Origin of the sequence: Halomarina ordinaria (assembly GCF_030553305.1) — an archaeon.
GTDB lineage: Archaea > Halobacteriota > Halobacteria > Halobacteriales > Haloarculaceae > Halomarina > Halomarina ordinaria.
This window is the reverse complement of record NZ_JARRAH010000002.1, coordinates 45,677-68,747: the sequence shown is the minus strand read 5'-3', so window position 1 is coordinate 68,747 and position 23,071 is coordinate 45,677. Positions and strand designations below refer to the sequence as shown.

General features: G+C 62.7%; 23 protein-coding genes and 1 pseudogene. 4 read left to right on the top strand and 20 right to left on the bottom strand.

The genetic code is table 11. The annotated features are described in order from the left end of the window. Positions 1-53: 53 nt before the first annotated feature. From P1Y20_RS15220 to P1Y20_RS15200, 5 genes are all read right to left on the bottom strand, one after another. Positions 54-1,538, bottom strand: a complete 1,485-nt coding sequence (locus P1Y20_RS15220) for a Coenzyme F420 hydrogenase/dehydrogenase, beta subunit C-terminal domain (RefSeq protein WP_304449559.1) — start codon at positions 1,536-1,538, stop codon at positions 54-56. After that, entirely contained in the window at positions 1,528-3,234 is a 1,707-nt protein-coding gene (locus P1Y20_RS15215; protein ID WP_304449558.1) for a nitrite/sulfite reductase, read from the bottom strand. Before P1Y20_RS15215 ends, P1Y20_RS15220 begins: the two co-directional genes overlap by 11 nt. Positions 3,235-3,896: 662 nt before the next feature. Next, positions 3,897-4,400: an SRPBCC domain-containing protein gene (locus P1Y20_RS15210; RefSeq protein ID WP_304449557.1), complete on the bottom strand. Its 504-nt coding sequence runs from the start codon at positions 4,398-4,400 to the stop codon at positions 3,897-3,899. Beyond that, positions 4,397-4,735, bottom strand: coding sequence for an ArsR/SmtB family transcription factor (locus tag P1Y20_RS15205; RefSeq protein ID WP_304449556.1), 339 nt, complete (start codon positions 4,733-4,735; stop codon positions 4,397-4,399). Before P1Y20_RS15205 ends, P1Y20_RS15210 begins: the two co-directional genes overlap by 4 nt. Positions 4,736-5,036: 301 nt before the next feature. Beyond that, entirely contained in the window at positions 5,037-6,308 is a 1,272-nt protein-coding gene (locus P1Y20_RS15200; protein ID WP_304449555.1) for an NAD(P)/FAD-dependent oxidoreductase, read from the bottom strand. A gap of 627 nt (positions 6,309-6,935) precedes the next feature. Here P1Y20_RS15200 and P1Y20_RS15195 point away from each other — a divergent pair. Further along, on the top strand, positions 6,936-8,135 hold the full coding sequence (locus P1Y20_RS15195; protein ID WP_304449554.1) for an LLM class flavin-dependent oxidoreductase: 1,200 nt from the start codon (positions 6,936-6,938) through the stop codon (positions 8,133-8,135). Positions 8,136-8,274: 139 nt separating this feature from the next. Here the strand turns inward: P1Y20_RS15195 and P1Y20_RS18780 are convergent. From P1Y20_RS18780 to P1Y20_RS15150, 10 genes and pseudogenes are all read right to left on the bottom strand, one after another. After that, a pseudogene (locus P1Y20_RS18780) lies at positions 8,275-8,491 on the bottom strand (hypothetical protein); the annotation flags it as partial. Between the two features lie 17 nt (positions 8,492-8,508). Next, positions 8,509-8,715, bottom strand: a complete 207-nt coding sequence (locus tag P1Y20_RS15190; RefSeq protein ID WP_304449553.1) for a hypothetical protein — start codon at positions 8,713-8,715, stop codon at positions 8,509-8,511. Between the two features lie 261 nt (positions 8,716-8,976). Further along, on the bottom strand, positions 8,977-9,174 hold the full coding sequence (locus P1Y20_RS15185) for a hypothetical protein (RefSeq protein WP_304449552.1): 198 nt from the start codon (positions 9,172-9,174) through the stop codon (positions 8,977-8,979). A 29-nt stretch (positions 9,175-9,203) separates the two neighbouring features. Continuing rightward, positions 9,204-9,701, bottom strand: a complete 498-nt coding sequence (locus P1Y20_RS15180) for a hypothetical protein (RefSeq protein WP_304449551.1) — start codon at positions 9,699-9,701, stop codon at positions 9,204-9,206. A 5-nt stretch (positions 9,702-9,706) separates the two neighbouring features. Continuing rightward, positions 9,707-10,474 carry a methyltransferase domain-containing protein gene (locus P1Y20_RS15175; protein ID WP_304449550.1) on the bottom strand — a complete coding sequence of 256 codons (768 nt, stop codon included), beginning with the start codon at positions 10,472-10,474 and terminating at the stop codon, positions 9,707-9,709. Between the two features lie 15 nt (positions 10,475-10,489). Next, entirely contained in the window at positions 10,490-11,095 is a 606-nt protein-coding gene (locus P1Y20_RS15170; protein WP_304449549.1) for an OsmC family protein, read from the bottom strand. A 2-nt stretch (positions 11,096-11,097) separates the two neighbouring features. Beyond that, positions 11,098-11,271, bottom strand: coding sequence for a DUF1059 domain-containing protein (locus P1Y20_RS15165; RefSeq protein WP_304449548.1), 174 nt, complete (start codon positions 11,269-11,271; stop codon positions 11,098-11,100). Positions 11,272-11,548: 277 nt separating this feature from the next. Then, a complete protein-coding gene (locus tag P1Y20_RS15160) occupies positions 11,549-12,355 on the bottom strand; it encodes a helix-turn-helix transcriptional regulator (RefSeq protein ID WP_304449547.1) in 807 nt (268 codons plus the stop codon). A 189-nt stretch (positions 12,356-12,544) separates the two neighbouring features. Further along, positions 12,545-12,820, bottom strand: a complete 276-nt coding sequence (locus P1Y20_RS15155; protein ID WP_304449546.1) for a DUF7521 family protein — start codon at positions 12,818-12,820, stop codon at positions 12,545-12,547. A 3-nt stretch (positions 12,821-12,823) separates the two neighbouring features. Next, positions 12,824-13,174 carry an ArsR/SmtB family transcription factor gene (locus tag P1Y20_RS15150; RefSeq protein ID WP_304449545.1) on the bottom strand — a complete coding sequence of 117 codons (351 nt, stop codon included), beginning with the start codon at positions 13,172-13,174 and terminating at the stop codon, positions 12,824-12,826. A gap of 114 nt (positions 13,175-13,288) precedes the next feature. On the opposite strand from P1Y20_RS15150, the gene P1Y20_RS15145 reads away from it, so the two are divergent. Further along, the gene (locus tag P1Y20_RS15145; protein ID WP_304449544.1) at positions 13,289-13,849 is read left to right on the top strand and encodes a DoxX family protein; all 561 of its coding nucleotides are present in this window, start codon (positions 13,289-13,291) and stop codon (positions 13,847-13,849) included. Positions 13,850-13,879: 30 nt separating this feature from the next. After that, on the top strand, positions 13,880-14,275 hold the full coding sequence (locus P1Y20_RS15140; protein WP_304449543.1) for an SHOCT domain-containing protein: 396 nt from the start codon (positions 13,880-13,882) through the stop codon (positions 14,273-14,275). 156 nt (positions 14,276-14,431) lie between these two features. Here the strand turns inward: P1Y20_RS15140 and P1Y20_RS15135 are convergent, their stop codons facing one another. The 3 genes from P1Y20_RS15135 to P1Y20_RS15120 form a co-directional block, all read right to left on the bottom strand. After that, positions 14,432-15,811: a dihydroorotase gene (locus P1Y20_RS15135; RefSeq protein ID WP_304449542.1), complete on the bottom strand. Its 1,380-nt coding sequence runs from the start codon at positions 15,809-15,811 to the stop codon at positions 14,432-14,434. A 542-nt stretch (positions 15,812-16,353) separates the two neighbouring features. Next, positions 16,354-17,523 (bottom strand): endonuclease/exonuclease/phosphatase family protein, encoded by a 1,170-nt coding sequence (locus tag P1Y20_RS15130; RefSeq protein WP_304449541.1) that lies wholly within the window; start codon positions 17,521-17,523, stop codon positions 16,354-16,356. 847 nt (positions 17,524-18,370) lie between these two features. Then, complete coding sequence (locus P1Y20_RS15120) at positions 18,371-18,763, bottom strand: winged helix-turn-helix domain-containing protein (RefSeq protein ID WP_304449540.1); 393 nt, start codon at positions 18,761-18,763, stop codon at positions 18,371-18,373. Between the two features lie 111 nt (positions 18,764-18,874). Here P1Y20_RS15120 and P1Y20_RS15115 point away from each other — a divergent pair, with 111 nt between their 5' ends. After that, a complete protein-coding gene (locus tag P1Y20_RS15115; RefSeq protein ID WP_304449539.1) occupies positions 18,875-19,543 on the top strand; it encodes a DUF7509 family protein in 669 nt (222 codons plus the stop codon). 152 nt (positions 19,544-19,695) lie between these two features. Here the strand turns inward: P1Y20_RS15115 and P1Y20_RS15110 are convergent, their stop codons facing one another. Beyond that, positions 19,696-20,979: a Cdc6/Cdc18 family protein gene (locus P1Y20_RS15110; RefSeq protein WP_304449538.1), complete on the bottom strand. Its 1,284-nt coding sequence runs from the start codon at positions 20,977-20,979 to the stop codon at positions 19,696-19,698. Between the two features lie 698 nt (positions 20,980-21,677). Continuing rightward, positions 21,678-22,955, bottom strand: a complete 1,278-nt coding sequence (locus P1Y20_RS15105) for an amidase (protein ID WP_304449537.1) — start codon at positions 22,953-22,955, stop codon at positions 21,678-21,680. Positions 22,956-23,071 lie beyond the last annotated feature (116 nt).

The window sequence follows — 23,071 nt, the reverse complement described above, 5'->3', positions numbered from 1 at the left end:
TCTGATACGGTGAAGCTGCTCCTCAGCTAAGTATCGGGACCGGGATGCAGGCGTCAGTGATCTGCCTCGTGTGGATTCAGTTCGGTCCCGTACCTCTCGGCGTGAACAGTATACTCGATGAACCGTGGCGCGTCCGGGTCGAACGGTCGCTGGAGGGATTCGAAGGCCTTCTTTTTGTCCCACGACTGGAGGCCGCCGATGGCCGAGCGGTCCTCCAGATCGTGGTAGTCGAGGTCGGGTTCGGTGAGTTCCCACGCCTCTAGTCCCCGTTCGGTGCGGACGATGACGCTCGAGTACTCGTCACTCGAGCCGACCGAGCCGACCGTCAGGTCCGCACAGTAGCCGGTAAAGTCCGCACATTCGTTGCAGCCTTTCAGTGCCGCGCCGTGGAACTCCTCGATGTCCTCCTTGAGAACCGTCTCTCCCTCCCTATCGTAGACGATCATGTTGCCGTGCAGGACGTCCATCTTACCGATGCTTTCGGGGTCGATACCACGTTTCTCCTGAAGCTGGTCGCCGATGAGACGATGGTAGTTGAAGTTCTTCGTACACATCAGGGCGATGGTGTAGTCGATGGCCCTGACGCCCTCCTCCTGGCTGGCGTAGTCCCACTCGAAATCCTGCAGCGCGCGGATGCCCTCGATCTCACAGGGCGTCCCGACGAGTGCCAACGAGAGCTCTTCGGGGTCCTTCTCGGGGAGTTTCTCGCGCCACTGGTCGACGTCGAGGGAACCCAGCGCCATCGTCTGATTGTAGAAGCTGCCCGCGTTCTCGACGAGCTCTCTGGGCGTGGTCGCGAGCAGACTCTCGGCCTTCCAGGGTTCGTCTTCGCTCTCGGTGGCGATGAGCGCGCCGTCGATCTTCCCTGCCTCCAGTAAGTGGAGGAGGACGCTCGTCACGAGGCCGCCGTCCTGGGCGTTCTCGCGCCATTCCTCGTCGACCTTCGCGGAAAACTCCGTGATGGGATCACCGGCGCCCGTGACGTTGTCCTCACCGCCGGTTATCTTCCACTGGCGCTCGTAGCGAAGCCCCCCGCGCGGGCAGAAGTCCCAACAGAGCGAACAGCCTGTACACATCTTGACCAGTTCGGGCAGGCCGTCCTCGCCGATGCCGATGGAGTCGGATGGGCAGGCGGCGACACAGGTGCCACACTGGATGCAGCGGTCCGCGTCGATTACCGCCGCGTCGAGCTCCATGAACCACGTCTTGTCATCGGGTTCTTCGATGTCGTTCATCTCGCGACGAATCGAGTAGCCGGGCGTGTCGAGGTCCACGCCCTCGGGCACCTGCACGCGCCGGTTCGGATGCCCCTCGGAGACGTCCTGGCTCTTCTCCTCGGTGGGCGTCGTGAACGTCAGCGCCGTGAGATTGCCCTCACTGTCGACGTTGCTGGGACGGACGCCCCCATCGGCGGCTGCGGCTGGGTTTTCACAGCCGCATCCTCGCTCGTCGGGACAGCCGCAGGCGTCACCGCCGGTGGAACTGCCGTCGTCGGGCACGCCAGGCAGGGGACCGTGGCTGGTCTCGTCAGTCCCCATGGGGGACACCTCCGGAGACGTTCGCGTCGGCTCGTTGCATGACCGTCCGCAACCGGTCGTTGTTGACTCGTCGCGTCCACTCGTAGAAGCGCTCGCCCGCCTCGCGTTCCTCGGCGAAGACGTCGAACAACTGCTGGAGAGCGGGAACGACGGCGCGGGCCGGGACGGCGTGTTCGACCCAATCGAGGAACTCGTTGTCCGGACCGAGACTACCGCCCAGACCGAGGTCCATCCCCTCGACGATGTTGTCGCCCTCCTCGTTCGTCGTCCCCTCGGGATCGTCGATTTTGACGGTCTCACCACGGAAACCGATATCGGCGATCTGCGGTTGAGCACAGGAGGCCGAACACCCAGACATGTGCATCCGGACCACGTCGAGGTCGGCGGGCACGTCGATGCCACGGTCCAGGGCGCGGGCCCAGCGGTAGACGCGCTTTTTCGTCTCGATGATGCCGTAGTTGCAGAACTCCGAGCCAGTACAGCCGACCGCACCGCGGGCGAACGGCCCCGGGTCGTGTTCGTAGGTGCGCGCGAACGGTTCGTTCAGCAGGGCGGGGAGGTCGTCCTCTGGAACGTGGGTGATGAGGAAATTCTGGTCCGTGGCGAGCCGGATCGAGGTGTCGGCGGTTCCGTGCTCACGGGCGGCCCTGGCCGCCTCGGTGAACTCATCACCACCCATGCGACCAGCGACGACGTTGAATCCGACGTAGTAGAGACCGTCCTCGCGTTGTTCGTGGATGCCGATGTGGTCACCACGGTATCCTCGCGTGAGGTCGCGCCCGCGCTCAACCAGATCGACGTCACAGCGGTCGCGAACCGCCGTCTCGAACTTCTGTGGCCCCATCTGCTGGACGAGATAGCGCATCCGACAGACTCCACGGTTGTGGCGGTCGCCGAGTTCCTTGAACGTCTGGGCGACCGCACGGCAGAACTCGACGGTGTCTTCGGGGCGGACGAACACGTCTAGGTTCGATGCCATGCGAGGCCCATCCGAGAGTCCACCGCCGACGCGCGCGTGGAAACCGTAGATATCCTCACCGTCGACCGTCTTACGAGCCGGTACGAGCCCGACGTCGTTGATCTGCGACTGAGCACAGTCCTCCCGGCAGCCGGTGACGGTCATCTTGAACTTCCGCGGGAGGTTCGCGTACTCCCGGTTCTCGGTGAAGAACTCGGAGACAGCGTCGACGACGGGTTGGGCGTCGAAGCACTCGTGCTCGTCGAGTCCCGCGGCTGGACAGCCGAGAACGTTGCGTGCACTGTCACCACAGCCTTGGACGGTCGTAAGGTCGACCTGGTCGTAGCGCTCCCAGATATCAGGCATGTCCTCGACCTCGATCCAGTGCATCTGGATGTCCTGGCGCGTCGTGATGTCGAGGAAGGCGTCCCCCCAGATAGCGTTCTGTTCTGCACCGCCGTACTGCTCGGGCGCGGTGGCGTACTCGTCGGCCACTTCGCCGATGACCTCGGTCTGCTCGGGAGTAAGGTGTCCTCCGGGCACCTTCGTCCGAAGCATGAAGTAGTCGTCCTGGCGACCGTGGGCGTACATGCCGGCCCACTTCAGACGCTCCCATTCGCCGTCGCCGGCCCGGTCTTCGATCTCCTCGAAAGAGAGCCCTCCCTCGGCGTACTCGTAGACGTCTTCGATGACATCGAGGGGATGTTTCTCCTGTTTCCATCGTTCGACTGTGTTCATTGATATCACGCGCCCCGCCACCACTACCGTGTGAACGATGATGTACGTCTTCGTTCGTGGGATTTCTGCCTGTGTCGTGGACGGACGGATTGTCCACTGTAATCGGAAGTAGAGCAGTTATCGCTTCTGAGCGATTCTTACGACGAACGGAACTCCCAGAAGACCGTAACCAGCGGTCCTTAGTACCGGCAAATTGTTCCTCCACATACGACACGTTCGTGAACCGTCACACGACCGGCCTCGAGGCTGGGGACCAGCGGGTCGAGTCGTTGTGCCTGTATCAGTCTGCTCCTCTCAGTGCCTACTCTGCAGCATCGGTCATGATGCACCGCCTCCTACGGCAGCGAAATACAGTCCCCGTCGTCAGTCAATATCGACTATCGCTCGTCGCTCATCGTATGATCAAACTCGACGACACCTGCATCGGTGAGCTTCGGGAGGTCACGGTGGTGCAACGACGACGCGTCTGTGGGCCTCCACCTCCCCGACGGGCACCTCGGGCACCTCCGCGATAGGCCCCACTCCCCCCGGAGATTTGCTTCTCGTCTTCGACCGTCTTGAGAACGGCACTGCCCACGTCCTCCTCGGGGCCGAGGAACGCTCCTGTGACGGCGTAGTCGCCCATCGAATCGCCAGACGCGTGACGTCGGTTTCGATTATGGCTACGCGTTCTCGACGATGTCCGCGAGGTTTCCGAGGGAGTCGGTCCAGCCCTCATCGGCGTCCTCCGGCGGAATGGCATCGGGAATCCCTGTCTGGCGAGCGGTGACCTTGGTCCCCTCGGGAACCGCGTCCAAGGTAACTGTAGTTGTCATGTCTCCGGTCATTCCCGGGTCATCGGATTCGAACGTCTCTGTATAGACGATCCGCTCTCCCGGAACCAGTTCTTCGTACGTCCCGTGGAAGGTGTGGGCAAGCGGTTCTAGTTCCTCGACCTCGGCGTTGAACGATATGCGGAAGGTTCCTCCTTCTGTGGCGTCGAACTCGTGGATTTCACAGGAGAAGCCTTCCGGCGAGAGCCATGCGGCGAGTTCGTCGGGATCGACGAACGCCTCGTAGACTCGCTCGGGGGAGGCCGCGATCACGCGATCGACGGTCACGCTCCGTTCCTCAGTCGTCGTGGACTCCTCGGACGGTACTCCGTCGTCTGGGTCGGTGTCTGTCATTGGTCTTCGTCCTCCAGATGGTCGGCCAGCGCCGTCAGCCGGTCGTCCCAGAGGACGCGGTACCGGGTGAGCCACCCGAACGCCTCGCTCAGCGGCGCAGCGTCGAGATGACAGCGTCGAACCCGCCCGTCCGCCTCGACATCGAGCAGGCCCGCGTCCTCGAGCACGCGAAGGTGCTTCGAGACGGCAGCCAACGAGACATCGTAGGGGTCGGCTAGCTCACTAACGCTCTTGGAATCGTTAGCGAGCTGTTCGAGGAGACCCCGGCGGACCGGGTGGGCCAGCGCGTGGAAAATCGCGTCGAGATCCAGGTCGTCCGGCTGTTGTTCAACCATCTAGTTAAGTGTATGACTCGCCAAGTATTAAACCTTCTAGTTAAATAGGGTCGCCACGTCGATTTCGCTATCAGTGTGCACGAGACAACGTTAGCGAGGATGGCACGATTGTCAGCGTTCGGGTGGCATCTAGGTCTCTCACGAAGCCGAGCTCCCTGCCTTCACTGGCCTCTACGGTAGTCGTCGATACATCCGGGCTGAACACGGAATCTGTATTCACCGAACCAACCCTGTTGACTCGACATTCTATCGGTCCACTGTGACACGGCGAAGCGTACGCGGAACGTGGTTGCATTCCCGCTCACGTGTTCGACCTGAGGACGCGCCAGAGGATGTGAGGGGAGAACAGTGTCGTCGGGGGCCGCTCCATCATGAGCACTTCGACGAACGCCTCCCGGAGCACTTGGTCGTCGTGGGACCCACGCAACAGGCGGGATATATACCTGTTGGTCAGATCGGTACCGAGAGGCTTCGGGCCCTCGGTTTGCGGGAACACGAAGTCCCCGCCGACGGACAACGTCCAGGCGATGTCGACGATGTCTTCGACACGGTCGAAAAAGCGCAGCCCAAGATCCTCGCGGCTCCCGTCCGCGAGTGTGCGATGCAGAACCAGCGCCTCCAGGGCCGCGACCGACATCCCCTGACCGTAGATCGGATTGAAACTGGCGAGGGCGTCACCGACGACGAGTAACCCCTCCGGAAACCGCTCCAGGCCCTCGTAGCGCCGGCGGATGCTGGTCGGGAACGGGTAGTGTGCGATATCCTCGGAGAGCCACGTCCGCGTATCGAGAAGCCGTTCGAATCGCTGGACGGGGAGGGACGACGCGAACTCGATCAGTCCGTCCTCGTCCGTCGGCGGATGATCGCCGTGCAGTCCGAACAGGGTCACGAGCCGTCCACCGTCTTCGACCGGAAACGTCGATCCGCCACGACCGAGTTCGGGTGATGGGGCCGCCAGGACCATCTTTCGGTCGTTGGCGGGCCGTTCGATGTACGCCGTACTGTAGGCCATATCGACGCGAACTTCGTCGGTTTGCGGCGGGTCGTAGTCGTGCGTCTGTAGCCACGTCGGCGTCCGGGACGTCCGACCGGTCGCATCGACGACCAGATCGGCATCCAATTCCTCCGAGCCGCCCTCCGCTGCGTCGACGGTGACTCCCGTCACGGTCGTGGCGGATCCATCCACGAGGTAATCGGTCCACTGGCACCGCGACCGGAACGTGACCGCGTCGAGGTCGGCCACGCGTCGCCGAACTACGTGTTCGAAGAGTGGTCGGGTGGCGAAATACAACGGGAACTGTCGAGTCCCGTCGACGAGATAGTCGCCCTCCTGGTAGTGCATCACGTCGCGCGAGCCGTCGAGTATCACCCCGCCTTCCCTCGCGAGCTCCTCGCCGAATCCCGGAAACAGATCGTCGAGGGTAGCGCGCCCTGACTCGAGCAACAGGTGGACGTGCCTGCCCTGGGGGACGCCCCGGCGAGTGATCGGTTCGGGGGGAATTGGGTCCCGCTCGATCACGGTTACCTCCCGCAAACTGTCCGCGAGGACCCGGGCAGTGAGGAGACCGGCCATACTTCCCCCTACCACGACCGCCGCCTCCTTCGAGGGAGGGGTCCGAGTCGGGTGATATCTCCGAACCGTCGCTAACGTCATATTGGCTCCCCCAGTGGAGCCATATCGCGTTAAGTGTTACCACCGAGCATCCGTACGGTTCCATCCGCGTCTCTCTATTCGAAACCCCTCTCAGCGGTCCGTCCCGTACGTACGCAACGACTGAACCAGAACGGGTTTGGCGGTACGCGCATCCCGAACAGACCCACTTCCGGTTCGATCACGAACGGAAGCACCCGTGCTTCCCGTTCGACCGATGATTGGTGCGCTGTCAAGGGATTGTCGGACGTTGACGGTGTGGCTGCTGCAGGATATCGCGAGTCGTCTCGGATAAAAAGGCGCTGTTGGACGGACCAACGATTACATCGAGCGTCTGTCGACGGCGATCTGACGACCGAAAAGTCAGGCGTCGGTGAGTACGACTATGGGAGATCACCGGGTGCCAACCCCTCACAGGGACTGTCATCAGGCGTCTATGACGCAGGTTGTCCCTCTCGAACAGGGCGCGTTTCGAGCCCGCTCGATAGTCACACCGAACTCCACGACCCGACGAAATCCTTATGCTCGATCGTTCGGGAGTGCAGTGTGGTGTCAAACAGCATGTACTTCGAACTCGACTTCGGCATCTTCGCACAACCAGCGTGGCGACCACACACGAATTGGACGCTCGCACTCGACCAGATGGTCGAGGAAGCACAACTCGCGGACAAACTGGGGTTCGACGAGTACTGGGTCGGGGAACACCACAGCGGTGGACACGAGACGGTCCCCCTCCCCGAGATGCAACTCGCGCGGATCGCGCAGGTCACGGACCGGATCAAGTTGATGCCGGCGACGGTCAACCTCCCGTATGACATCCACGACCCCTTCGCGGTCGCAGAACGGCTCGCGTTCCTCGACCAGATCTCTCACGGACGGACGATTCTCGGGTTCGGTGGCGGCGCGCTGATGAGCGACATGGAGATGTTCAACGCCACCGACGACGAGATGAAAGACCGGATGTGGGAGGCCATCGACGTCATCGAGACGTACCTCGACGCCGAGGAACCTACCGACTACGACGGCGAATTCTACCAGTACGAAGCTCGGATGGTCCAGTTCCCGACGTACCAGGAGGAACCGCTCTCGTCCGTGGCCGGCCTCACCTCCCGGAGTACGTTCTACAACGCCGCGAAGGACGGCCACCGCCCCTTGAGCATCAGCTTCATCCCGATGGAGGCGCCGAACAATCCCGCCTGCGTCAGTCTCGAAGAAGCGGGGGAGGCCATCGAAGAAGGGGCGAGAGAGGCGGGACGTGATCCAGCGAAAGCACGACAGAGCTGGTGTATCACCCGTGAAGTGTACGTCGCAGAGAGCAAAGAACAGGCACTCGAGGACCTCCGAAGTGGCATCGAGGGCTACTACGAGTACATGTTCGACATCGGGCTTGCTCCGTTCATGAAACGGGACGCCGATCAGGAGGTCGAGGACCTGACGGTCGAATGGATGGTCGAGAACGTTCCGTTCCTCATCGGGTCGCCGGACGATGTCGTCAAACAGATCAAAGCGCTCCACGATCGGGTCGGTCCGTTCGGCCAGCTCCTCATCAACCACCACGACTGGGGCCTGCCCCAGTACAAGTGGAACCAGTCACTCGAGTGGTTCGCGGAGGAGGTCATTCCAGCATTCCAATCCCGTCTCGGTCCACGGGCCTATTCCAAACAGCAAGTCACGACCTACGAGGAGCCGGTTCCCGACGAGGACGTCTTCAAAATCGGGCCACAAGACACGCTCGCTGCTGACGACTAGCGACTCCACTCGCGGTCCTCCGGACGACAATGATTCCAGAATAGAGCGAGCAACTCTCGAATTCCTGTCACATCATCGGATATCTACTCACGGCTTCCGACGCAGAGGGGCGTTAGACCGTACGAGTCGCCTGGGCGCTCAGTGTCGAGAGTTGCTCGAAGGAGGTCTCATCATCGTAGTATGCCGCGCCGATCTCCTGGGTGAGCGCGCCGTCGTGTGCAGCGTCTTGGAGATACTCACGGAGCGCAGTCAGCAGCACGTCCGTCGGTCAGCACCGAGGACGGCCACCAGGCGTCGGCTCGGTCGAGACCCCGATGGGGCGCTCTGAACTGTCCACGCTTCGTAATAGAGCCCATCGTGTGTACATTGTGAACTAAGCGACGTAGCTAGAGGCCCGCAGGCAGGGTGTGACGCGTACCATGTACTGCTCGAAACGCTCACCGATTGCCTCGATGAGGTCGAGAGCTGTCCGCTGGAGTCGCTGGGTTCGCTCGTTGATGGTGTCGACGGCCTCACTGCTCCACGCTGCGACGAACAGCGCGGAGGTGCTCCCATCGAACCCGAAGTGCTGAGCGACCACGTACGCGACCGCCTCGGCTTCGCCCTCTGTCGTCGAAGTCAGTCTCGTAGATGCCTCTGAGCGCCATCGTTCTCACCGGTGTACCGGGAACTCACCATCACGGCGAGCCCCGCACTCGTCGAGGAGGCAATAGACTCTGGCGGACCGCCAGGACCTATCGGCGACACTGGTTTACCGGGTCTACTGAACTCGTTGTAGGTCGAGAACTTCGCAGGAAGCACATGGTAGCGACGCGAGGTATCTCGACACGACCGTCCTCGGTTACAGGTCGTCCTCCCTGCCGTCCGGGGGTTCGGTGACCTCGGAGTGAGTGGGACTGATAGCTTCGAATCCCCAGTACACGATGCCACCGAGTCCACCGAAAGCGACCAGGTAGCTCCCGACACCGAGCAGGTATTCGAGGAACGTAATCTCATAGACGCCGCCGCCGTGCAAAACAACGATGGAGAGTGGATTCATCCGTGCGTTGGCTGGTGTACGGACCACAGTTACGTCGTGGTCAAGCCACGATAGGCCATGACGACGCCGACGACGAAGACGATCGTCGCCAGGTAGATGGGGCCGAGGTGGGTCACCCAGTCGTGGGCGAACGCGTCCGCCGTGTAGTGCATCGGGAGCGCGAGCGCGAGGCCGACGACGGCGGCGACGACCGCGGTCGCCCACGCCCACCGAAGTCGCTGCCGCACGCCGTACCACGACAGCGCTGTGACCGCGATTCCCGTCGAGATGATGAACGCGGCAGTGGCGACGTGCAGGTGACTGATGTAGTACGCCACCGTCGGATTCAGGTCGGCTTTCGTCATTCCGTCGAGCGTGCTGACTCCGAGTTCGAACCCGCTTCCCGCGAAGTTCAACACGAGAAATACGATCCCGTAGCCGATGAACGCGATGCCGGCGAGCGCCATCAGCAGGGACCCGTTCCGGAGCGGTGCCCCGAGTTCGGTCTGGTCTTCCCGTTCGTCTGCGATTGATTGTTCGGTTGCCATAGTGATCACGTGCGCGCGCCGAGCGAGATGCTCTTCACGCCGTACTGCTGACACGCGTTCGCCGCCTGCGCCGAGACGAACTCGTACTGCTGATTGTCCCGGACGTCTCTCACCTCGAATCCGGCCGCTTCGATGAGCCTCGTGTACCGGTCGACCTGTTCGGCACCGCCGATACAGGCCGCCCAGAGGTCCTCGTTGTTCTTGATGCTCTCGGGCATCGGTTCCTCGCTGATGATGTCCGAGATGGCGATGCGCCCCCCAGCGGTGAGGACGCGATTCGCCTCCGTGAACACCTGCTGTTTGTCCGGCGAGAGGTTGATGACCCCGTTCGAGAGGACGACATCGAACGTCCCGTCCTCGAACGGGAGATCCTCGATGTATCCCCGTTCGAAGGAGACGTTGTCCATCTCCCCCTCGTCACGCAAGTGCCGCGCCTTCACGAGTTGCTCGTCGGTCATGTCCACCCCGGTCACGCTTCCCGACTCCCCGACGTGGACTGCCGCGACGAAGACGTCCGTGCCCGACCCGCTTCCGAGGTCGAGGACGTCGTCTCCCTCGTCGAGGCCGGCGAAATCGAAGTGGTATCCGACGCCGGCGAAGGACTCTAGCGCTTCCTCGGGAATCGTGTCGAGGTCCCGGTCCGGGTAGCCAAGCCGTTCCGCTAGGGGACGACCCATCTCGAAGTGATACTCCTCGGCCGGTTCCTCCGCGACGTCCCGATAGACGCTCTTGACGGCCCGCTCGAGGCGGTCGATGTCGAGTGACTCTGGCATATGTCGTCACCTCGATCAGTCGTCGGCCGCCACCTCGGGCGGCGTGTTCACCGTGAGCTGGATATCTTGGTCGAGCGAGACGAGCGTATACACTGGCGCACGCCGCGCCCACTCGTCGATCTGGTCCTTATCGAGGTCCGGGCTCTCGATCTCGATTTCAGCGGTCAGGTTCTCGAAGACCGCACCGGCTTCTCCGAGGTCCTCGAGGCTGAAAAGGACCCTCGGATCGAACTCGGTTCGGACGCGAGTCTGGAGATACTCGATGTCGACGCCGTTGGCGACGGCGTTGATGGTGATGCCGACGTTGATACACGAGGCCAGCGCGGAGAGCGCGGCCTCGATCGGCTCCAGCCGGTCGGTCCCGCCGACCCACCCGCCCGCGTCTAAGACCTCTTTCCACGCCCCGTAGGGAATCGTGTATTCACGGGTCTCGCGTGCGATCGTTTCGCCGCCGAGCGTGTAGCTGTCTATCTGTGCGAGGCTGTGAGCGCACGTCCCCTCGTAGGTCGACCGGGCACCGAGCCCGAGCTGTACATCGTCCGGGTTGGCAGCCGCATACGCAGCGAACCCCTCGAGTGTCTCGAGGTCCACCCCGTGGGACACCTGCTTGTCAGTCGTCATCGTTACACGACCTGCAGGTGGTCCGCACGAAGTTCGTCGTCCGTGTAGTTCGCCCCGTGCACCTCTTTCATGTGGTTCTTGGCTAGTTCGATCGCTTCGGCTTCGTTCTCCGACTGGACGATGAACCGGCAATCGGCCGCTGCCGATTCGCAGTCGAGTTTGTGTGCTTGTCCCATAGTGGTTCAGTTGCCTTCCGGCAGAATCGATACGGGGTCGACCGTTAGGTAGCTAACTCGTGGCACACCAGCGCTCGCTGACGGCGTGTCCACGTTGCAACGAACCGGCAGCGACTGACGCCCGTGCAGACGATGCCCAGTCGGTACCGGTTGGAAAGGGCGACCCACATGCCGGGCGATTCGATTCCCCGTTCTCTACTCACATACGCGGGTAGTGATGCGGTAGGACCGTGGGACCGACGGGGTGTGGTCGCTCGACTTCGAGGCGGGTGTCTCGTCAATCCACGACGGTTTCGAGTGGGACGGTTGGAGTCTGGCGACGGTAGAACTCGTACTGTGACTCCGCCCACTCGCGAGCGTCCTCCGAATCGGTGTCGAGCAACACACGGACCGTGACGCTGTCCGGGTCGTGGCCGAATATCGCAATCCGACGGTCGAAGATGCCGATCCCGTATGGCGGGAGATCGTCGTGCAACCAGACGGTGAGATTCCCGCTCGCGAGGGTTTCGGACGCCAACTCCGGGTACGTCGAGCGGATGTACCTGGCGACGCTCGGTGGGTCGATGATCTCCGCTTCCATGCCATCGATGACCCGCTGGCAGAACTCGTCCCGATGCGGCTCACAGAGTGCGAGGGAGGACTCGATGAATCGGAACGTGTCGGTCTCCCTGATGAGCGTGCGGAATCGGTTGATGGGGCCGTACGGGTCGTCGGCGTCAGCTATCGTTACGGTCGCATCGGCACACAAGTCTATCGTGAAGCCGCTTTCCTCGTCCGGGAGCCACTTCCAGACGTCGCGGAGTTTGCGCTCGGTTTCGAAGCAGTCGATCAGTTCAGCCATCGCGGACGCGATGTAGGAGCCCAACTGCGTCGTCTCGTACTGATACCCGTCCCTGCGAATCCACTGGCGGTCGTCGAACTCGCGTAGTGTCCGTCGGATCGTCGACGACGAGACACCAGTCATCTCCCAGAGTTCGGACCGACTCCGAGGACGGACGGTCAGTGCGACAAGCGTCGGGGCCCGGTGCTCGGACCGCGCGAGATACGCGATGTCGTCGATTGGTGATCCCATGGTCGACCCCATGTGACTGATGCACACGGTTGGTAATAACCATTCCTCTGCTGCGGACGAGTGGTGCCGCCTTCGTCACGTCCCACCCGCGCCGTACGTTCTCGGCCAGTTGCTCCGCGCGGAGTCGCCGACCGCCCAGAAGTCGTGCATGACCGGCGTCACGCCCGAGAAGCACCGCGATCACTGTCGCGCCCCGACCACTCAGGGATTCGGGGCGTACAGGGCGTACAGAATCGACATCATCCCCATCGCGGTGACGACTGCCGCGACGAATCCGGCCTCGAAGAGCGACACGTGGACGACCTCGAAGAGTACGCCCTCGAGGAGACCGCCGAGCCCGACCAGTGCGAAACCGGCTGCGACGTACAGGAGCAACGGCGTGCGGTGGCGCTGGTATCCGCGGTAGGCCTGGTACGCGATGACCAGCGCCAACACGGTCGTGAACAGTTTCCCGATGACGAATAACGTGTGTTCCATGAGTCAGTCTCTCCGCATCGCTTCGAAGATGGTCGTGATCCGGTCGGCGGGGTCCGGCCGGACGTCGATTCGAACGTCGAAGCCCTCCGCCTGGAGGAGGACTTCGATGCGTTCGAGGCGCGCCTCGTACTCGCTGTAGTGCCGGCCTCCGGGGTCGACGTGTGTGTACTCCTCGAGGAACCCCTGCTCGACGAGGCGGGTGACGCGTCGGGAGACGGTCGGGCGCGACATGTCGCACTCCTCGCTGAGTTCCTTCGCAGACAGCCGGTCCGTCTTCGTCGCCACGAGGATGTCGCGGGCGTACTCGTCGTCGAGGGTGGCGAAGACCTCCGACGGGGCGGGCTCCTCGGTCACACGTCCGTACTCGTGACAGGAGGGTAATATAGCCCGCCGATTTTCTGACTCAGAACGCTGGCTCGCTGTTATATCGTCTCCTGCCACCTACGGTTGATTGAAGGTGCAATAACTATGTCCACACTCGACTCCGGTATGAACCAGCTCGAGAGCAGAGTCGGCGGCCTGACCGTCGGCGGGAAAGTCCACAGCCTCAGCGCGTGGTTCGTGCTCGCGCTCCGCCTCATGATGGGCTACGCGTTCGCGTACTCCGGATTCACGAAGATCACCGGCGAGTTCGCCGCTGGCGGCTACCTGTCGAACGTCGCGGCGACGAACGGCAACCCGCTCGCCGGGATGTTCGCGTGGATGGGCTCGACGCCGTGGTTCGTCGAGTTCGCGAACGTCGCCGTGCCGTGGGGCGAGTTGCTCATCGGCCTCGGCCTGCTCGTGGGCGCGATGGTCCGCCTCGCGGCGTTCTTCGGCGCGCTCATGATGCTCATGTTCTACTTCGGGAACTGGGACATGGCCCACGGGTTCATCAACGGCGACTTCGCGTACATGCTCGTGTTCCTCGCGGTCGCGGCGTTCGGCGCCGGCCGCATCCTCGGGCTCGACAAGTACATCGAACGGTACGAGGTCGGCGGCCAACCACTCGTCGAGCGCTACCCCGCCCTCGAATACATCCTCGGCTAACCACGCCGAGCTCTCTTCGGACGTACGATCATGCAAAACCCAATTCAATCGCGCGGACTCCGTTCTCTGGGACTCATCGTCGTCGGAGCACTGTCGCTGGCCGTCGTCGGCGGAGTGACCCTGACGCACGCGACCGTCCCGGATACGACGATGTGGGGGTGGCACGGCGGTACGTGGAATGACGGCCATATGGTCGGGTGGGGCGGATGGGGCTGGGGGACGATGCTCCTCGGCCTGCTGTGGATGGCCCTCCTCGTCGCCCTCCCGGCCTATCTCGTCTACTGGCTGGCGACTCGATCCCGAACGGACGGCCGCGCTGAGGACAGGGCGCTCGCTGTCCTCCAGGAACGGTACGCTCGTGGCGACATCGACGACGAGGAGTTCGACCGCCGCCGCGCCCGTCTCACACCAGACGATGGCCGGTAGCGGACGTTCACTCGCCACTCGCTGACGTCGGTTTTCACGACGGCCGCCGGCCGGTGCGTCAATCGGAGGACGTAGTCGGTGACGTACCCGAGCAACGAACGAATCCCGCAGACCACTGCGTATGGGTGAACCGTAGATAGATGCTGGGCCTTCGGTTCACGTCCGCCACTCTGGAATCCCACGCTCGACGAACTCGCCGTGACCTAGGTGTCCGACAATTTCCCCCCCATCAGCGACGAGTTCGCCGCGGACGAACGTCTTCTCGACCGTGCCGACCTCGCGTCCCTCGTAGACCGAGAAGTCAGCGATCGAGGCGTTGTCCTCCGGGTCGATCGGGTCGGTGTCGTCCGGGTCGAAGACCACGAGGTCGGCATCCGTTCCCGGGTCGAGCGTCCCTTTATTCGTCAACCCGAAGATGCGCGCCGGGTTTGCGGCCAATTTCCGAACGAGGAACGGGTAACTGAACCCGCGTTCGGCGACCGCCTCGTCGTGGAACACCGGCAGGCTCCGCTGGAGCGAGTTCATCCCGTAGGTACCCTCCCACCACGGATAGACCTGCTTCTGCTCGCGCGTGTATCCACAGTGGTCTGTCGAGACGACGTCGATCGTCCCTCGTTCGAGATGTTCGAACATGGCCTCGTTGTCGTCCGGTTTCCGTAACGGCGGCGCTGCCATCGGGAGCAGACCGACCTCCTCGAACAGTGAGTCGTCGGCCACGGTATATTGAGTGCACGTCTCGGCGCGAATCATGTTCCGATTGGCCGCGCGGTGCTGCTCGATGACGTCTGCGGCCTTCCGACAGGTCGTGTGGATACCGTAGTACCGACAGCCAGCCTCCATCGCCATCCGGATGGCGTCGTCGGCTGCCATCGCCTCCGCGTAATCGGGCCGAGATTTCGGATAGTACTCGGCCTCGCCTTTGCTTTCGCGTTTGAACTGCTCGGTGATCACCTCACAGACGGAGGAATCCTCCGTATGAAGGACGGCTACGAGGTCGTAGTCCGCGGCCGCTGCGAACACCTTGTTGATGAACCCGTTCGGCAAGCCGAACTCGTATGCGGTAAAGAGCTTTATCGAGGTGACGCCCCGGTCGATGACTTCGGGCAACTCGTCGAATATCGTCGGGTCCTCGCGGGTGATCGCCCCGTGGAGACTGTAGTCGATGAGCGAACCTTCGGCTTTGGCTTGCTTCCGGTCGATCCCTTCGACGAGTGTGCTCTCTTCCTCGAAGAGGCTCGCCTCCCCGACCCAGGCCTGCCAGGCGAAGTCGATCACCGTCGTCGTCCCACCGAGCGCCGCCGCCTTCGAGGCTGTCTCGTAGGTGTCGTTCGAGAAGTGATCGTCGAGGTGAACGTGAACGTCGACCGCGCCGGGGAGAACGAACTTTCCCGACGCGTCGATCACCTCCGCTGCGTCGGGGAGTTCCGATTCGGTACCGATCGCGGCGATCTTCCCTCCCGTAATCGCGATACTCGCATCGAGTGTCCCACCCGGTTGCACCAGCGTCCCTCCCCTGATGATCGTGTCTGCAGGCATAGAAGTGACATCTGACACATAGACTAATAATGTTAGTCCACAGAAATCGATAGAACACACCCGTCCGGAGCACGTCGTTGAGGGGGACAGGACAGTTCGATGAGCTGTCTAACGCCGTTTCGTCGGAGGTACGGTCGAGTGACCCATGATGTGTACCTCTGACGACTACTGGCATAGAATATCGAGACGGGGACGCTGATAGCTCACGCCGACACCCGGTACGAATCTTAACCAATACTTTCGACGCCGACGTTTTTGTCGGGTACGCTCTTACTCGACCGATTATCAGTTACGGTCCGTGCGGTGACGACGTACAAACGTGGCACCCCCATGTCGGCTAGTCAGACCACTCCTCATCTGGGATAGACTCGTACAGCAGGAACTAATGCTCAGTCGCTGGCATCAGTACGCCTCCTCTTGCTGCGAGACCGGACCGGCAATATCGTCAAACCCTCGGTGTCACAAAAGGAGGGCTCGGCCGCTAGTTCCGACGGCCGAGTTCGTATCGTAGGCGAGTATCGAGAGTGAGCGATCGAATGCCGTCAGTGACCGGGATGGGTCGCGATGTCGGCCCAGACGAGTCGGTGATCCGAGGCGAGACTGACGTCCTCGCCGAGGTTCCGCTTCGTCGCGTTCTCGCTCGGCCAGACGACCGAGGAGGCGCGAAGCGACAGGTCCGGAGAGGGGAGGACGTAGTCGATCTGTTCGACGACGCCCTCGACATCGCCGCCGACCCGTGTCGCGGTGGGGAGACCGCGCTGCGCCCCGCCCGGACTCTTCGGGAGACGGTCGGTATCGAAGTCGTCGTTGTCGATGAGGAACTCCTGGGCGGGGGTGAGCGGACGCTCGTCCCGCCCCAGGCCTGGCCCCGCGTTCATGTCGCCCATCAGGACGTAGGAGGCGTCGTCGTCGAGACCGCCGTGGACGCCGCTGTCGTCGTAGATGTACTCTGCGCCAGCGACGTAATCCGCGAAGAACCGGACTTCGTCGTGGTTCCACTTCCCGTTGAAGTTGTTCACGCCGTCGAAGCCGGGCGGCGTCGGGTGCGCGAACAGACCGTGAACCGTCCCCCCCTCGACCTCGAACGGGACGTCGATGTGGGTCTTCGAAGAGAGCCGATAGACGTCGAGTTCCTCCTCCGTGAGGTAGAGCGCGAGGTCGTCGCCCTCGGGATCCGTGACGACGCCGTCCTCGCCCGCGACCGGGATGAGGTTCCCGGGCATGTCCGCCCACTTGAACGTCTGGAACGAACGGAGGTTCGATTCGTCGATCGGGTAGTTGCTCGCGATCGCGAACGCGTAGTGGCCCGGATACTCCCCGAACCCGTACGCGTCACCCGGCCGTTCGCCGGCCGTTCCGTCCTTGTTGAAGTCGTAGTCCTGGTCCGGGAGGACGCCGGTATTGCTCTCCGGCTGGAGCGTGTGTTCGTAGTCGATGCCGTCGAGGTCGTCTCGCTGTGGGACGCTGAGGTAGTTCTCGACGAACGCGTCGATGTTCGTTCTATTGGTGTGTTCGTCCTCCTGGGTGTTGTTGGTGAGTTCATTGACGACGAGGACGTCCGGCTGCACTTCCTGGACGACTCGGGCGGCCGCTTCGGCCTGTGGATCCCCCGGCGATTGTACCTGCTCCGTCTCCAGTTCGATGACGTTGAACGCAGCGTACCGTATCCCACGACCCTGTTTGCCGCCTCCGGGTCGCCGTCGACCGCTCACGGTGCCGACGAAACCGGCTGCTGTCGCTGTACCACCGATCGTCTTGAGAACGTCCCGTCTGGTCCGAGGTCGAGCTATCGAGCGCATCGGTGTGACACACTCACACCACCATTTTAAAGAGTTAATGATAGTTGGTGAGAAACGATTCTGTGGTGTGCGAACGGAGCTGTTGGTCGAGGTGCTCTTCGGCTGGGTACCTTCGTCGACGGCAGTCGTTCGGGATGTCTCCTCAGCTTCTTCTGCGAGCGCTCGACGAGGCTGCTGTCGGGGATATGCACTCGGTGTTACTCATCCCCTCGTGTGGTTCTCCGTCGAATACTGCTCGAACAGTTCATCGACGACCGATATCGAGAGGGGTCGGTCCGGTCACACTTCCACGAGACAGGAGGAGCGTCGCCTCCGCCGTCTTGTCCGACCTGACGGCTTCAACACCGAGATGGTCGGTGAGACAGAACCGGTATTTCGACTGGTCAGCCGGAATCGACGCGTCACCCTCCCTCCACTGCCAGTAGTGGTCGTCGTTGAACTCCGTGATAGTCGTCGCCCTTGCGGGAAGTCGTCCGGGAGACCGTCGGGCCGTTTCTCGTCGCCGTTGTCATCCGACCCCACCTCGAGACGGTTCTCACGCGCCTCGTGTTTGGCCAGCGCCGCGGCGGAGCGGGCAACGTCTCGGAGGCGTTTCGGTGCGAACTCGTCGAGAACGTCGACTACCCCCGTCGGGAGGTCCGCTGGTGGAGTCGGTGGTTCGTGGGACATCTCCACCGCTCGTATTAACCAACAAAGAACACCAACGCGTAGTCTCGTTGGTCAAGGGGGCGGATTGGATCTACCCACGAAAAGCGTTCGGTCATGAATAGGTGTCGTTGAACTCGCGTTCGCGGCGCATCAGCTCTGCGACACCGTGCTCGAGGATGCCGTCGCCCATCGCGGTCGGTCGGTAGTACGTGTAGAAGCCCTGGCTGTCGGCGGTCCGTCGCTGGCGCTTGTCGACGAGGCCGACGTCGACCAGTTCGTCGAGGTGGTAGTGGAAGTTGTGGGGTTCCACTCCGACCGCAGACTTGAGTTCGGCGGCACTCAGCTCGTCGTTGACGACGAGGGTGCGCAGGATGCGAAATCGCGTCGGGTGGCCGATCGCCTGCTGCATGGCGAGGTACTCCTCGAGCGTCAGTCCACTCTCCTCGGGGAGTGGGGGCTCCGGCTGGCGGACCTCGTCGGTCGGGCGGCGGTCGGTTTCGGCCATTGTAGGTACCTCGGTTCGAGTGTAGTAGCGCCATACACTTAGCCGTTCTCTAGTAGAAGATTCCTGAAAGCACCGGTATTTATAAACTGGCGCTCCGAATCGGCGACGTGAATGCGGAATCGGATTATCGACGACCTCCCTCGGGCGGTCGGTGACTCGACTGCCCTTCCGCCAGTCCGGCGCGAGCACTTTCTCGTCTACGTGATGGGTCCGTACCGGACGTTCGACGTCGACGCACTGCTACCGGCAGATGCCGATGCTGAGACCGACGTTCCATCGTTCGCGACGTGGAACGAGACCAGCGGGGCGTACGCAGAGGACGAGGTGCTACGTCTCCTCCAGGAGACGCGCGACTGTCTCCGCGATCGCGGCTTCAACGCCTTCCTCGCGATCGACGTCGGAATCTCGCTCGACGAGATGGACGCCGCGACACAGAGTATCGCCTTCACGCGAGCGAGCAACGTGACCGTCTTCGTCGCGCCACAGGTGGGCGACAATCTCGGCGTCGGTATCGAGATCGGGAGCGTCCTCGAGGACGTGCTGTCGAGCGGCGGCATGCAGGGACCAGCGGCCGATGCCACGCCGCCGGAACGCACCCGGCGGATGATGGTCGTTGCCGAACCGTCGGTGCGGAGCGCGATGCTCGGGGCAGTCCACGCGCGCTGGGACGCCAGCGTCCGAACATTCACGGACGCCACGGACTGCTGTCGACTGTGTGCGCAGTTCTGCACGCACATTCAGAACGAAGAACGCTACGGTTCGCTCGACACCCTCGACTGAACCGGCCATCGCGAAGCGGCCACCAACGTACGGTAATCACTAGCGTGGTGGAGTAGCTGTCATCGACACCACAGACGACGTGTACTCTCTCGTGACCGGTTCGCTCGTACTGCGAAAGCACCCACCGGGGGTCCAACAGCGGTTTTCCTGAGTTACTCCTCGATTCCACGCACGTCGATCGTCAGCCATTCGAGGTTTCGGTCCTCGAACGCGTCTCTCACTTTCTGTGCGTCGAGGTCGTCGCTGAACTCGTGTTCGTTCCACTGTCCACCACCGACGCCCTTGTTGTGGTCGATGGTGTTCACGAAGCCGAACATCACCAGTTTCGAGAGGTGATTGAACATCCCGCGCTGCGTGAGGGGGTCCTTCCCGCTCGCCGTGTTGTAGGACCGAACTACCCGGGAGTACGCGGCGTGAATCGTCCGCGTGCGGGCAGGCGTGAGGCCCGCGGTATCGAGGTGGGCGAGTGCCTTCAGGATGTAGAGCTTCTCGTCGTCCTGGTCGACGATGGACTCGACGATGTTGCCGTACTCCAGGTCCTTGTCGGCCTGGCGGATGTGCTCCTCCTCGATCTGTTCCGAGCCGTTCTCTTCGGCGATCTCTGCCGACCGTCGGAGCAGTCGGATCGCTCGACGAGCGCTCCCCGATGCCTCCTGATACGCGAGTGCCGAACAGAGCGAGATCGTCTCCGCAGTGTAGGCACCGTCGTAGAGCGCGAGCTCCGCACGAGCGTTGAGGATGTCCGAGAGCTCCGTCGCGTTGTAGGCGGGAAACTTGATCTCGGTCTCACACAGGCTGTCTTTGACCTTCGGGGAGAGGTTCTTTCGGAAGGTGTAGTCGTTACTGATACCGATGACGCCGACGCGGACGTTTTCGACGTAGCCGATGTCGCGAGAGCGTGGGAGTTCGTAGAGGAGTGTGTCGTCGTTCCCGATCTTGTCGACTTCGTCTAAGATCACGAGGACGGTCCCCTCGAGGTTGTCCAGTTCCTCGTACATGATGTCGTAGACGTCCTGTGGGGCGTACCCGGTTCCCGTGATTCGGTTCCCTTTGTCCCGGAGTCGATTCACGATGCCCACGGCGACCTGGTACGACGACGTCTTGTGATCACCGGTCGTGAAGTTCTCGCAGTTGATCCAGACGACGTTGAGCGTGATCCGCTTCTCCTCGGGCAACTGGTCGTTCTTCTTCTCGATGTCGTGTTCGAGGTTCTCCCGGAGGTACTTCGTCGCCGCGGTCTTTCCGACCCCCGTATCGCCGTAGAGAAAGGCGTTCTGTGGCGGACGACCCTTGTAGATCGGCTTGAAGACGCTCGTGTACTGCCGAAGGACGTCGTCCCGACACAGGATCTCCGTCGGGGTGTAGTCCTCTTCGAGGACCTCGGCGTTTTTGATCAACTCTACGTCGTCAGCGAAGATCGAATCGACGTCGTCCATGGTGAGAGAGACTGACGCATCCAGCGACATCAGTCTTTCCCGAGTTTCCCGAGTTTCCCGAGTCCCCCGAATCGCTGGCTACCTCCCCCTCTCACACAGCGGTTTTCCTGAGTTGGCGTCGCTCGTCTATCCACACCGCGACTCGCTAGTTGCACCGGTTACACATATAAAGAATCACTGGTTCGCGGAATCTAACTCAGGAAAACCGCTGTCAGACGTCACACAGTATAGTGGTTTTGCCCTGTACAAGATACGGCAACTACTACTACTACCACTACAGTTATGATAGCTAGTAGTAGTACCGTCGGTTCGACCTGAAGTGAGTGCTCCGCTGTTCGGTGGGGAACTCGGGAAAACCGCTGTGTGAGGGGTCGACCAGCCGCTACTGGCCTCCCCTTCGCGTGGATAACTCAGGAAAACCGCTGTGTGAGAGGGGGGTGGTATCCACGTTCGATCACCGTCTCGTGGGTGACTCGCAACCCGCCTACGAGACGGTCCTCGTCGACGACCGGTCCGGTGAGCGGTCCTTCGACCTCCAATCGACGTCGCTCTAGCGGCTTTCACAGATGGCAGGTTCCGGGTACTCCCCGACGGGTCCCTGCCGAGCCACAGGAGTGAACGAACGGTCCACCCGCAGTGGGACCTCACGACGGCCGAACGACTCGTGTTCGGTCGGTTCGACGCGCACCGTCCGTCGCTCACGCGACACCGCGAAGCACGTTCGCGATCGGCGTCGCCCACGCGAGGAGTCGTTCGTCCGCCCCGAACGCCGCGATGCACTGGACGCCGACTGGCAGACCGTCGACGTCGTCGGCAGGAATCGCGATCGCGGGCACCCCGGCCTGGGTCCACGGGAGGTTCATGACGGGGTCGCCGGTCGTATCGATGCCTGCAGGGGCGGGGCCGGGCGCACCGGGAGCGACCCAGACGTCGATGCCGTGCTCGGTCATCGTGTCGACGACCGACGCGCGAAGCCGGACACACTCGCGCCGAGCGTCGGCGAGCGTCTCGATCGAGACCGCCCGGCCGTCACGAATCAGGTCGGCCGTACTGTCGGCGTACCGATCCGCGTGCGCGTCGAACCACTCGTGGTGCGCCAGCGCTGCCTCGGCGGCGACCAGGTCGTCGTGCCGGTCGTTGACCGTCCGGATGTCGTCGAACGCCACCGTCCGGCGGACCTCGAACCCGGCGCGCTCGAGGGTGGCGACGTGCTCCTCGAAGCGGTCGAGACCTCTCTTTGACGCCTGGTCGAGGTACTCCCCTGCTGGCACCCCGACGACGGGTCGGTCGTGTTCGTCGACCGTCGATGGGTCCCAGTCGTCGACGCAGACGGAGGCCGCGAGTTCCATACCAGGGACGTCCTGTGTGAACAAGCCGACGTGGTCCACGGATGGGGCCAGCGGGATGATGCCGTCGAACGGGATACGACCGTAACTGGGCTTGAAGCCGACGATACCGCAGAACGTCGCCGGTCGGACGATCGACCCGTAGGTCTGTGTGCCGATGGCGAGCGGGCACATCCCCGCGGCGACGGCGGCGGCCGACCCGCTGCTCGACCCGCCCGGCGTGTGCGCGAGGTCGTGCGGGTTCCGGGTCGGTCCCGGTTCGAAGTAGGCGAACTCGGTCGTCATGGTCTTCCCCAGGACGAGCGCACCGGCGGCCCGAAGCGACGTCACGACCGCGGCCTGCTGGCCGACGAGTTCTGCCGGGGGGAGGTCCGACCCCGCCCGTGTCGGCATCCCGTCCACGTGGAAGACGTCCTTCACGCCGACCGGCACGCCGTACAGCGGCGGTCGATGCGACGGGTCAGGAGAGCGCTCCGCGAGCGCCGCCGCCTCCGCGTCGACCCACGCCCGAACGTCGTCGTCGAATGCGTCGATACGCTCGTACAGTTCGGCGACGTAGTCGGTCACGGCGCGTTCGCCGGTCCGGAGAGCCATGGCTGCCTCGTCGAGCGGTGCCCGCTGGACGGTCACGCCGATACCCCCGGGAGCGTCACCGTCGCCGAGCGTGCTGTGATACCGTTCTGCATAGCATCGGGTAGGAGAACGACGGTATAGGCGTATCGACGTCGCGTGAAACGCGACACAGG

Coding starts and splice junctions, on each gene's coding strand:
- P1Y20_RS15145 (WP_304449544.1), top strand. CDS start 13,289: ATGTCCACACTCGACTCCGGTATGAACCAGCTCGAGAGCAGAGTCGGC.
- P1Y20_RS15220 (WP_304449559.1), bottom strand. CDS start 1,538: ATGGGGACTGACGAGACCAGCCACGGTCCCCTGCCTGGCGTGCCCGAC.
- P1Y20_RS15135 (WP_304449542.1), bottom strand. CDS start 15,811: ATGCCTGCAGACACGATCATCAGGGGAGGGACGCTGGTGCAACCGGGT.
- P1Y20_RS15160 (WP_304449547.1), bottom strand. CDS start 12,355: ATGGGGTCGACCATGGGATCACCAATCGACGACATCGCGTATCTCGCG.
- P1Y20_RS15165 (WP_304449548.1), bottom strand. CDS start 11,271: ATGGGACAAGCACACAAACTCGACTGCGAATCGGCAGCGGCCGATTGC.
- P1Y20_RS15210 (WP_304449557.1), bottom strand. CDS start 4,400: ATGACAGACACCGACCCAGACGACGGAGTACCGTCCGAGGAGTCCACG.
- P1Y20_RS15155 (WP_304449546.1), bottom strand. CDS start 12,820: ATGGAACACACGTTATTCGTCATCGGGAAACTGTTCACGACCGTGTTG.
- P1Y20_RS15215 (WP_304449558.1), bottom strand. CDS start 3,234: ATGAACACAGTCGAACGATGGAAACAGGAGAAACATCCCCTCGATGTC.
- P1Y20_RS15175 (WP_304449550.1), bottom strand. CDS start 10,474: ATGCCAGAGTCACTCGACATCGACCGCCTCGAGCGGGCCGTCAAGAGC.
- P1Y20_RS15185 (WP_304449552.1), bottom strand. CDS start 9,174: ATGAATCCACTCTCCATCGTTGTTTTGCACGGCGGCGGCGTCTATGAG.
- P1Y20_RS15200 (WP_304449555.1), bottom strand. CDS start 6,308: ATGGCCGGTCTCCTCACTGCCCGGGTCCTCGCGGACAGTTTGCGGGAG.
- P1Y20_RS15180 (WP_304449551.1), bottom strand. CDS start 9,701: ATGGCAACCGAACAATCAATCGCAGACGAACGGGAAGACCAGACCGAA.
- P1Y20_RS15115 (WP_304449539.1), top strand. CDS start 18,875: ATGCGGAATCGGATTATCGACGACCTCCCTCGGGCGGTCGGTGACTCG.
- P1Y20_RS15205 (WP_304449556.1), bottom strand. CDS start 4,735: ATGGTTGAACAACAGCCGGACGACCTGGATCTCGACGCGATTTTCCAC.
- P1Y20_RS15170 (WP_304449549.1), bottom strand. CDS start 11,095: ATGACGACTGACAAGCAGGTGTCCCACGGGGTGGACCTCGAGACACTC.
- P1Y20_RS15120 (WP_304449540.1), bottom strand. CDS start 18,763: ATGGCCGAAACCGACCGCCGCCCGACCGACGAGGTCCGCCAGCCGGAG.
- P1Y20_RS15140 (WP_304449543.1), top strand. CDS start 13,880: ATGCAAAACCCAATTCAATCGCGCGGACTCCGTTCTCTGGGACTCATC.
- P1Y20_RS15110 (WP_304449538.1), bottom strand. CDS start 20,979: ATGGACGACGTCGATTCGATCTTCGCTGACGACGTAGAGTTGATCAAA.